The organism is Microcoleus sp. S13_C3, from assembly GCF_036700905.1.
Lineage (GTDB): Bacteria > Cyanobacteriota > Cyanobacteriia > Cyanobacteriales > Microcoleaceae > Microcoleus.
In genome coordinates this window covers 1-10,770 of record NZ_JAUBPT010000219.1, presented here as the reverse complement: position 1 = coordinate 10,770, position 10,770 = coordinate 1, and the positions used below count along the sequence as shown (strand labels likewise).

The following is a 10,770-nucleotide window of genomic DNA, read 5'->3' as shown; positions in this document are numbered from 1 at the left end:
AGGCATGGCTGCTACTGGATAATGCTTTTACGGTCACGCTACCACAAGACCGTAAAAGATGTCAAATGGGTTCTATAGTAGATAAAATGCTGTTGAATGTGCGGGAGTGGGAATGTCCGGAATGCGGGACTAAACACGACCGAGATATCAACGCGGCAAATAACATTTTGGCGGCAGGACTTGCCGTATCAGTCTGTGGAGCGAACGTAAGACTTGACAACCATAGGGTTGAAGGGCAGTTGCGAAATCCCCGTATCGGGAAAGAAGCAGAAACCTAAGTCGTGAGTCTTGGGAATCCTCGCCGTTCTACGGCGGGGAGGATGTCAAGGATGTTTGTCGTACAATCTCCTTAACAGGCAAAGGGAAAGAGCCTTCGCCGATCAGGGATTAAAATTAAAAGCGCATGACTTTCTCTTCAATAATTCGTACCCTGGGGCGATCGCCCCTAGCCACAGAACTCCTCAACAAGCTCAAGCGCCATCGCTGCTTGCAACTCAACGGCATCGCCCGGTTGCCCAAAGGTTTAGTAGCTTCCGCCCTCGCACAACAAGAAGGGCGGAGTTTACTGGTAGTGACGGCCACTCTAGAAGAAGCGGGCCGCTGGGTGGCAGGGCTGGAGGCTATGGGCTGGCAGACTGTGCATTTTTACCCAACTTCGGAGGCTTCGCCCTACGAGCTATCTTACTCCGACGAGAACGAAATGACTTGGGGACAAATGCAGGTGCTGGCGGATTTGGTCGAGAAACGAGAAACAAACGCTAATTCTAAGCCGATCGCGATTGTAGCTACCGAAAGAGCTCTCCAGTCTCACTTGCCGCCGCCTGCTGCTTTTGAACCCTACTGTCTGACGCTGAAGCGAGGTGCGGTTCAAGACTCGAAGATCCTTGACCGTCAACTTGCCTCGATGGGGTACGATCGAGTGACTCTGGTGGAAATGGAGGGCCAGTGGAGTCGCCGGGGGGATATTGTCGATGTATTTCCGGTGGCGGCTGAGTTGCCAGTGCGGCTGGAATGGTTCGGAGATGATTTGGAGCAAATTCGGGAGTTCGACCCGTCTTCGCAGCGATCGCTTGATAAGGTCGATCGATTAGTTTTAACTCCTACTAATTTTAACACAATTATTAAAGCAGTTTTATCTGAAAAAAAGCTTGACGCAATCAACCACCTAGGCTCTTTCAATCCCGAAAATGATGCGGCAAATGAAGCCGAAAAATTTGTCCGCAGGCTGTTGGGTTTAGCGTTCGAGCAACCTGCATCTTTGTTGGATTATTTAAGTGAAAATACTTTAGTTGTTATTGACGAACCCCAAGGGTGCGAAGGTCACAGCGACCGCTGGTATGAGAATGCACAGGAACAGTGGAATAATTGCAATCGGGAATCGGCAGTTACTGGTGAGGAAACAGAAAAATTGCCAATTGCTAATTTGAAAGTTCCAAAAATTCACCGCACTTTTGCTGAATCTATGGCAGATGTCGCAGCTTTCGAGAGGCTAGAACTTTCAGAATTGGCAGAAGATTCTACGGCTAAAAAACTTCAAAGCTCTGCGGAGGGCGACCAGCTACCGTCTGCGATTAATTTGGCTTCTCGCCCTGTGCCGGTGATGCCTCACCAATTTGCGAAGCTGTCTCAAATGCTCAGGGAAGAGCGCGATCGGGGTTTTACCATTTTTCTGGTTTCGGCTCAACCCAGCCGATCGGTTTCTCTGCTGTCGGAACACGACTGTCCGGCTCAGTTTGTGGTGAATCCGCGCGATTATTTGGCGATCGACAAGTTGCAATTGCAGCACGTTCCGGTTGCTTTGAAGTACAGCGGGCTGGCAGAATTGGAAGGTTTTATTCTGCCGACTTTTCGGATTGTTTTAATTACCGATCGGGAATTTTACGGTCAGCATTCTCTCGCTACTTTTAGCTACGTCCGCAAGCGCCGTCGCGCTGCTTCTAAGCAAGTAGATCCGAATAAATTAAGCCCTGGTGATTATGTGGTTCACCGCCAGCACGGAGTGGGCAAATTTATCAAGTTGGAACGTTTGACGATCGATCGAGAAACTCGCGAATATTTATTGATTCAATACGCTGACGGTACTCTGAGAGTGGCGGCAGATCAATTAGGCGCTTTGTCCAGGTTTCGGACTGTAGGCGATAAAGTACCGGATCTCAACAAGCTGACAGGTCAAACTTGGGAAAAAACTAAAACTAAGGTTCGCAAAGCTGTTAAGAAATTGGCAGTGGATTTGCTGAATCTTTATGCTAAAAGAGCTAAACAAACGGGTTACGCTTTTCCTCCTGATATGCCTTGGCAACAAGAATTAGAGGATTCTTTTCCTTACCAGCCAACGCCGGATCAGTTGAAGGCAACTCAGGATGTCAAACGCGACATGGAGGGCGATCGACCGATGGATCGCTTGGTCTGCGGCGATGTCGGTTTTGGTAAGACAGAAGTGGCTCTGAGAGCGATTTTTAAGGCGGTTACGGCGGGCAAGCAGGTGGCTTTGCTCGCTCCGACGACGATTTTGACCCAACAGCACTATCACACGCTCTCGGAGCGTTTTTCCCCTTATCCGATCGAAGTTGGTTTGCTCAATCGCTTTCGCACTGAAACCGAGCGCCGGGAGATTCACAAGCGTTTGGCGACTGGGGAATTAGATGTGATTGTCGGTACTCAAGCTGTTTTGAGCAAGGCGATTAAATTTCGGGATTTGGGCTTGTTGGTGGTGGATGAAGAACAGCGGTTTGGGGTTAAGCAAAAGGAAGCAATTAAATCTCTCAAAACAGAGGTAGATGTTCTGACTTTGACAGCAACGCCGATTCCCCGGACTTTGTATATGTCGCTGTCGGGGATTCGCGAGATGAGTTTGATTTCGACTCCGCCTCCTTCCAGGCGCCCGATTCAGACGCATTTGGCTCCCTATAACCCGGAAGTGGTGCGATCGGCAATTCGTCAAGAATTGGATAGGGGCGGTCAGGTTTTTTACGTGGTGCCGCGAATTGAGGGGATTGATGAGTTGGCCGTTCAGTTGCAGGAGATGGTACCGTCTGCCAGAATTGCGATCGCCCACGGTCAAATGGAGGCTTCGGAACTAGAATCCATCATGCTGACTTTCAGCGCGGCGGAGTTTGATATTTTGGTGTGCACGACGATTATTGAGTCGGGTTTGGATATTCCGCGAGTCAATACCATTTTAATTGAAGACGCGCAGAAGTTTGGTTTGGGTCAGCTTTACCAGTTGCGGGGACGGGTGGGACGCGCGGGGATTCAAGCTCATGCTTGGCTGTTTTACCCCAAGCAGAACCAACTTTCTGATGCTGCAAGGCAGCGGCTGCGGGCTATTCAAGAGTTCGCGCAGTTGGGATCGGGCTATCAGTTGGCTGTCCGAGATATGGAAATTCGCGGTTCGGGTGATGTTTTGGGTACTGAACAATCTGGTCAAATGGAGGCGATCGGTTTTGATTTGTATGCTGAAATGTTAGAGGAGGCTATTCGCGAAATTAAGGGTCAGGAAATTCCGAAAGTTGAGGACGCCCAAATTGACCTCACTTTGACGGCGTTTATTCCTGCCGATTACATCGCAGATTTGGATCAAAAGATGAGCGCTTACCGGTCTGTGGCTTCTGCTAATAACTCAGAAGAGTTAAAGCAGATTCAGGCTGATTGGTGCGATCGTTATGGGCCAATTCCTCTGCCAGCCCAGCAACTTATCCGTGTGGTCGAACTCAAACAAATCGCTAAAAAAATCGGTTTTTCTCGGATTAAGCCGGAGAATAAGCAGAACATAGTTTTGGAAACTGCGATGGAAGAGCCTGCTTGGAATTTGCTCAAGGCTAATTTGCCGGAACATTTGCGCTCTCGTTTTGTCTACAGCAAGGGGAAGGTTACTATTCGAGGTATGGCGGTTTTGACGGCCCAAAAGCAATTGGATAATTTGATTGATTGGTTGGGTAAAATGCAGGGCGCTTTGCCGGAAGCAAATGTTTGATTTTAATATATAATCCCCAAATCTAGCGCACCGCCGAAACCACAGAATAATACTGATGGAACCAGAAAAAATATTACTGCTGTTTTCATGATGGTTTTAGCGACAGAAAGGATTAAAATCGTGAAAAAGTTAGTGAGTATTTTTTTGGCAATCGCGCTAATGCAAGGAGTCCCAATGGCGGTTCAATCTCAACAAATAATTGACCCGATCGATCGGGTTGTGAGTGCCGGATTGATGAATAAAGATGCTAGTGGTAATTTTAATGCTGATGGCCTTGTCAGTCGCGCCGATTTGGCGGTGATTTTAGTGAAAACTTTTGGTTTGGAACGCCGGAAAACCGCTCAGAAACCGGATAGGGAATTGCCGGACGTACCGAAGAGTTACTGGGCTTACAGTGCGATTCAAACTGTTTTGAAAACGGGAACGATGAGTGGATATCGCGACGGAATGTTTTTCCCCAATCAAAGGGTGACTCGCGCTGAAGCTTTGGCGATTTTTGCTCAAGCTTACGGGGTTTTTCAGTTTCCCGAACCCAGCATTTCCGAAATTTTAGCTAAGTATCCAGATGCAGCCGAAATTCCTAATTGGGCTAGAAAGTCTTTGGCTACTGCACTTTATGAAGGGTTTGTTAATGTTGAGCTGGCAACTAATAAGATTAATCCTTTGAAGCCGATGACTCGTGGAGATATCGCTTACGCTTTGAGCAAGTATTTGGAGCGGCAGGTAAGGCCCAGTTCTTTGCCTGTCCCGGACGAGGAGCCTCCTGAGCGCGGCGTGGGAAGGTGATAGTGTTGAATTGTGATATCAAATCCGGTAGCATCGGAATTATTCCTCTCTGTATTCTCTCCCTCTGCGTTCTCTGCGCCCTCTGCGGTTAAATCATTCCGATACAACCGGAAACGATATGAGTTAAAAAGTCGATCGCCCGCAATTCAAACACCATGCAAAATCCCGGAGATTTGGTGACTGTAAAAGCAGCCATCAAACCCCCAGGATTTAAGTTTTTCCTCTTAAACGAGGCTCAAATTATCTGCAGTGAGCTTTAACTCAATCAGCAGTAGCCAATTCGGTACTAGCACCGCCGCGCTTCCGAGTCAGGGTATTGAAAAGCATCTGACCAACTGCTTTTATCAAATTGCCCTCTAACTCCATAAACATCTTCATGTTCATGCCAAAAGCTGCATTAGCTTCGTCAACAATTCGCTCTGCTGTTGCTTCGTCAATCGGCAGTTCATTCATTGCCTGACGGTAGTTACCCTTGAATTCTTTTTCATCAGGAATATCCTGGAATTCATAGAAAGCAGTGCCTTCTCCGTCGGAAAGATTCATCCCGCGCTGGGCAATTCCCTTCAGGATTTGTCCGCCGGATAAATCGCCAAGGTAGCGAGTGTAAGAGTGAGCTACTAACAGTTCCGGTGCGGTCGCCGAAATCTCGCGAATTCGCTCCACATAAGCTTTAGCTGCGGCTGAGGGGGCTACTTGTTCGCGCCAATTCGCACCGTAGTAGTAAAATAAATCTTGCTCTAAGCTGTGTTTGCGATTCAACTCAGAAAAGTAAATTTTTGAAACAACCGGATGCTGCTTTTGGCGTTCCATTTCCTCTTCCATTGCCGAGTAGACAAAGTAGAGGTTTCCTACTAACTTCCGGTAAGAAGTTTTTTCTACAACGCCTTTTAAAAAACACTTGACAAAACCGACGTTTTCTGCCATTGTGTGGGACTTTTTGGTTCCCTCACGCAATTTGGTCGCTAAATTGATGCTCATGCTATATTTGTCCAACCTTCTATTTTTGTGTTAGCTGATGGATGCGCCAAAAATCTAAAATTTACCTAAGTGTTTACCTTAGATCGATTTGATGAGAGATTGTATTAATTTTTATAACAAAAGTTGGCAGTAGTCAGTCGTCAGTAGTCAGTTGGCAGTTGGCAGTTGGCAGTAGTCAGTAGTCATCAGTCATCAGCCACTAACTAATGACTAATGACTAATGACTCATCCTCGCCAGCAAACAACTGTCAACTGTCAACTGTCAACTGTCAACTAACTTAGATGTCCAAGTCGAGGAGGTTGAGTTTGGGGCCGTAGGTTTCAATGAATTCGCGGCGGGGGGCGACACGATCGCCCATTAAGATCGTAAAGATGCGATCGGCCTCAGCAGCGTCTTCAATCTCCACCCGTTTCAGCGTCCGAGTTTCTGGGTTCATCGTCGTATCCCACAACTGTGTCGGCATCATTTCACCCAAACCTTTGAACCGCTGAATGGTGTAATTAGCATTCGCCGGAAATTCATTGCGGATGAGATTGTTCATTTCGCGATCGCTGTAACAGTAGTAATGATTGCGTCCCCGTTCCACTTTATAGAGAGGAGGACAAGCAATATAGATGTAACCTTGTTCTACAAGTGCCCGCTGATAGCGGTAGAAGAAAGTCAGCAACAGCGTGCGGATGTGAGCACCATCTACGTCAGCGTCAGTCATAATTACGATGTGGTGGTACCGCAATTGACCCGGATCGAATTCTTCGCCTTTGATGCCCAAACCCAGGGCTGTAATTAACGATTGAATTTCGTTATTTTTGTAGATTTTGGCGTCGTCGGTTTTCTCAATGTTGAGAATTTTACCGCGCAAAGGCAGGATTGCTTGGAATTGGCGATCGCGCCCTTGTTTGGCACTGTTATGGACAAAAATTCCCGCCCCTAATGCAAAGTTGTGACTGTTGGGCACTTCGATGTCGTAGACATCGTAGCGTTCCTCTACAGCTTCGATCTTGACAACCCGGTGGTTGTAATTCCGAACCGCTTGGCGAGCATATAGTGCATCACCATTAAAGTAGCGATCGCAAAAACTCTCATACTTCAACAAACACTTATCTTTTTTCGTGCGGCGGTAGATATTGTAATAATCAACATCAATCCAGCCCATTTTCATCTCAACAGCCTTCAAAGCTTCAAGAGTTTTGCGGTAATAAGTTTCGTTCAAAGCTTCTTTACGTTTCTGGCGAAACTCCGGCGTCCACTGTTCCTTAGTTTTTTCGCGCCGCCACTCCAACAAATTCTCATCTTGCCACTGCTCTTTCGCAAATTGCGAATTAGTCTCCCGCGCTTCAGGATTGTTAGCAAAATGATTGCGAACCCGTTCCGACTGAGCCAAACGGTTTTCTTCGGAACTCCAATACTCTTGCTGGGCTTGGTTCAGCAGTTCATTATTCTGCTGGCGATAAGTTTCATCAGTATCGTAAAACTCCCGCCACTTGCTCGTCATGTAAGCTTTATACTCTTCATCTTCCCACTGAGCTTTCGCCTGTTCCGAAAGAATTTGTCGCGTTTCAGGCTGCCGCATCCGCTCTTTCATCATCGCCCGAAATTCATCAGTCATGTGAGCTTGACGGCTCTTTTCAATGACATCGGGCCTGTGCAAGGTTTTCTCAAGGTTCGCGCGGTGTAAAGCCAAGTGATCCTCAGCCGACATTCGCTGAATATTTGTCGGATTGTTGTTGAGTTTATTGAAATCAACGTGGTGGCGGTGATTGCCGTCAGATGCGAGATAAACGCCGTGTTTCAGGTTGTAGAAATCCGCTAAAAGATGGGTGTAAATCCACTTATCACTGTTGGGATTCCAAACCATTTCGTAACCGTTAAGTCCCTGACCCTGTTTGGTTTTTTCCGACAACTTGCAGTGGAACGGCATTAATGAATCTTCCGGTGTCAGCAGGGCTGCTGCTTTGTAAGTGCCATCCCGCAACATGAATGGATGGTCGGGAGTGCAAGTTATTGTCTCCCCATTGTCTAATGTCAGTTTGACAACTTCAGCATTTGCTTTAGTCATCCGAGCATTAGTTATTCGCTCAAACCCGATGTTTCCACTCTCGCGAATGGTGTAGCAAAAGTGTTCTTTACCTTCTGCTTGTTCGTCAACTATCTGTTTGATAGTTTTTGTGGTGCCGTCAGCTAATTTTATTTCTTGAAATGAAAAAAAACAGCCCCCCGCGGAATCGCCTTCGACCAGGTATATCTCAGACAGGGCGGGGTCTCTGGAGCTACAGTCCGCTAATTTTCCAGGCAAAGGAGACGATTCTAAGACTGATTTGCGGCGGACTAAATCGCGGGCACGACGGGCTGCTTCAGCAGCCTTAAATGCCTGAATTGCTTTTTCCAAAATAGCGTCGGCTACTTGGGGGCGAAACTCCAAATATTCTGTCAATACTTCGCCTACCAAGGAATCGACAATTCCCCGGACTTCGGTATTGCCCAGTTTAGTTTTAGTTTGGCCTTCAAATTCCGGGTCTGGGACTTTGACAGAAATGACTGCTGTCAAACCTTCGCGAACGTTTTCGCCGGCGAGGTTGGGCTCGTTTTCTTTGATTTTGTTGCGCTTGCGGGCGATCGAATTCATCGTCCGCGTCAAAACAGCCTTCAAACCTTCTAAGTGCGTGCCACCGTCGATCGTCCGAATGTTGTTAGCAAAACCTAGAACGTTGTCGCTAAAAGCATCGACGCACCACTGCAAAGCCACTTCTATTTGCACGTTATTGCGTTCGCCTTGCACGTAAATCACTTCTTCGTGCAGAGGCTGCTTTTCGCGGTTCATGTAGGCGATATATTCCTTGATTCCGCCCTCGTAACAGTATGTTTCGATGCGAGGTTCGCTACTTTTGAGCAGTTCCAAACGGTGGTCGCTAAACGTAATTCTCACGCCCGCATTCAAGTAACCCAATTCTCGCAAGCGCCCCGCGAGTGTAGTGTAATCAAATTCAATGCCAGTGCTAAATATTTGAGTATCAGGCAAGAAAGAAACTGAAGTGCCGGTGCGAGTGCCTTTGTTGGGCTTGGCAGTAAGTTCAGTAACTGGATTGCCTCTTTCGTAGCGCTGTAAATGTTCTTTTTGGTCGCGCCAAACGGTCACTTCTACCCACTCGGACAGCGCGTTAACAACAGAAATACCTACACCGTGCAATCCTCCAGAAACCTTGTAGCCACCACCGCCAAATTTACCGCCGGCGTGGAGTACAGTCATTACTGTTTCTATTCCCGATTTGCCAGTCTTGGCAACGATGCCGGTCGGAATACCCCGGCCGTCGTCTGTCACGGTAACGGAACCGTCGGCGTTGATGTCAATCTCGATGTGAGTGCAGTGGCCAGCCAGCGCCTCATCAATGGAATTGTCCACAACCTCGTAAACTAGATGGTGGAGTCCTCGCGGGCCGGTGGTACCGATGTACATCCCCGGTCGTTTACGGACTGCTTCGAGACCTTCGAGAACTTGAATCTGGTCGGCGCTGTAGCTGCTGGTCATACAAAAATAGCTCCAATAATGAGGCCTAAAGCCCCGAAAGCTTCTAAAATGGGAAAACTCCTAAAATTATAGCACAAAACCGTTAAAGGCGATGCTAGGGCTTTCTGAAGGGAAATTTATCGGGGGGAGGGAGAGGAATAGTTTTGAGATTGCTGGAGGAATGCCCTGGCCGATCGCTGTGAATCAGTGTAGGAGAGAGGGGAAAGCATGGAGAGGAGAGGATTTGAGAGTTTTTATAGGGAAATGTGCGACAGCTTATGCCTAGATTAATTACGATTTGTGGGGCGACGGCGACGGGGAAGTCGGGGGTGGCTTTGGCTTTGGCGGGGCGACTGCAATCTTCGATTCTAAGTGCGGACTCCCGTCAAGTGTACCGCGAATTTGACATCGGAACCGCAAAACCGACGGCGGCCGATCGCACTTGTGTACCGCATCACTTAATTGACATCTGCGATCCGACACAAACTCTGACACTAGCAGATTACCAGGAACAAGCTCAAAATTTAATTGCTGCTGTCGATTTTCCGCTGTCTCCTCCTCTGTTGTTGGTTGGAGGGACGGGCTTATATATTAAATCGATCGTGCGCGGTTTAAAAATTCCGAGGGTAGCACCGATGCCCGAATTGCGATCGCAACTTGCGGAACTCGGACAATCTCAATGTTACGCGATGTTGCAGCAGGTCGATCGCTCTGCCGCTGAGAAAATTCACCTCAATGACCCAGTAAGAACTTTAAGAGCACTGGAAGTATTTTATGCGACCGGTCGCCCTATTTCCGAACAGCAGGGCGAAAATCCTCCCAATTATCCTATTTTACAAATTGGGTTGGATTGCGCGATCGATGTTTTGGTCGATCGTATCAAACAGCGCACCGAACAAATGCTAGAACGCGGTTGGATAGCTGAAGTAGAATATTTGTGTAAAAAATACGGCTGCGACTTGCCATTGTTGAACACGCTGGGATACCAGGAAATGAAACAATATTTGGCTGGCGACATTAAGCTTGAAGAAGCTAAAGAATTAACAATTTTGCACACCCGGCAATTTGCGAAGAGACAGGGGACTTGGTTTCGGGCTTATTCGGAAATTGAATGGTTTGATGTTAGCGCACCAGATTTGCTAGAAAGAGTTTGGCAGAGAGTGCAGCAATTTATCAATTGATTTTAGAGCGAAATTAAAGCTTTTTTAAACCGCAGATGAAGGCTGATTAACGCTGATGTAAGTTAAATTAATTTGCTAGTTTTTCAACTAAACTAAGTCAGATTGTTGCCTTAACTTTGGCTTATCAAAATTTCTCTAATTCTTTGCCGAAACAAACGCACAGCAGCACGCTGTGCGATGGTTCGGCTTTGTTCGATGAAACCGGGAATTTCGGCAACGGGTAAAAACGGAAAAGCTAAACTGCGATCGCACATTTCATATTTTCCATCTACCCCACACTCCGCACTTCAATAACACTACATAGTATAGTACATTGCTAGGCCCGAATGAATAAGTAAAAATACTTAGG

At 47.3% G+C, this 10,770-nt stretch carries 7 protein-coding genes; 4 read left to right on the top strand and 3 right to left on the bottom strand.

The features are described from left to right. The 3 genes from QUA16_RS33635 to QUA16_RS33625 all read left to right on the top strand — a co-directional run. Window positions 1-278, top strand: a 278-nt coding sequence (locus QUA16_RS33635) for a zinc ribbon domain-containing protein (protein WP_333108770.1), incomplete at its 5' end; no start/stop codon positions are given. Window positions 279-403: 125 nt separating this feature from the next. Further along, on the top strand, window positions 404-3,973 hold the full coding sequence (gene mfd / locus QUA16_RS33630; protein ID WP_333108771.1) for a transcription-repair coupling factor: 3,570 nt from the start codon (window positions 404-406) through the stop codon (window positions 3,971-3,973). Window positions 3,974-4,147: 174 nt separating this feature from the next. Beyond that, window positions 4,148-4,759 (top strand): S-layer homology domain-containing protein, encoded by a 612-nt coding sequence (locus QUA16_RS33625; protein WP_333108774.1) that lies wholly within the window; start codon window positions 4,148-4,150, stop codon window positions 4,757-4,759. 261 nt (window positions 4,760-5,020) lie between these two features. On the opposite strand, the gene QUA16_RS33620 is transcribed toward QUA16_RS33625, so the two are convergent. After that, window positions 5,021-5,737 carry a heme oxygenase (biliverdin-producing) gene (locus QUA16_RS33620; RefSeq protein ID WP_333108776.1) on the bottom strand — a complete coding sequence of 239 codons (717 nt, stop codon included), beginning with the start codon at window positions 5,735-5,737 and terminating at the stop codon, window positions 5,021-5,023. 278 nt (window positions 5,738-6,015) lie between these two features. Beyond that, complete coding sequence (gene gyrB, locus QUA16_RS33615) at window positions 6,016-9,261, bottom strand: DNA topoisomerase (ATP-hydrolyzing) subunit B (protein WP_333108778.1); 3,246 nt, start codon at window positions 9,259-9,261, stop codon at window positions 6,016-6,018. A 257-nt stretch (window positions 9,262-9,518) separates the two neighbouring features. On the opposite strand from gyrB, the gene miaA reads away from it, so the two are divergent. Then, window positions 9,519-10,421, top strand: a complete 903-nt coding sequence (miaA, locus tag QUA16_RS33610) for a tRNA (adenosine(37)-N6)-dimethylallyltransferase MiaA (protein ID WP_333108779.1) — start codon at window positions 9,519-9,521, stop codon at window positions 10,419-10,421. 110 nt (window positions 10,422-10,531) lie between these two features. Here the strand turns inward: miaA and QUA16_RS33605 are convergent, their stop codons facing one another. Then, window positions 10,532-10,675 carry a hypothetical protein gene (locus tag QUA16_RS33605; RefSeq protein ID WP_333108780.1) on the bottom strand — a complete coding sequence of 48 codons (144 nt, stop codon included), beginning with the start codon at window positions 10,673-10,675 and terminating at the stop codon, window positions 10,532-10,534. Window positions 10,676-10,770 lie beyond the last annotated feature (95 nt).

Bases quoted from the DNA above. Each gene is read 5' to 3' on its own strand.
- QUA16_RS33605 (WP_333108780.1), bottom strand. From the start codon at position 10,675: ATGTGCGATCGCAGTTTAGCTTTTCCGTTTTTACCCGTTGCCGAAATT.
- QUA16_RS33620 (WP_333108776.1), bottom strand. From the start codon at position 5,737: ATGAGCATCAATTTAGCGACCAAATTGCGTGAGGGAACCAAAAAGTCC.
- mfd (WP_333108771.1), top strand. From the start codon at position 404: ATGACTTTCTCTTCAATAATTCGTACCCTGGGGCGATCGCCCCTAGCC.
- miaA (WP_333108779.1), top strand. From the start codon at position 9,519: ATGCCTAGATTAATTACGATTTGTGGGGCGACGGCGACGGGGAAGTCG.
- QUA16_RS33625 (WP_333108774.1), top strand. From the start codon at position 4,148: ATGGCGGTTCAATCTCAACAAATAATTGACCCGATCGATCGGGTTGTG.
- gyrB (WP_333108778.1), bottom strand. From the start codon at position 9,261: ATGACCAGCAGCTACAGCGCCGACCAGATTCAAGTTCTCGAAGGTCTC.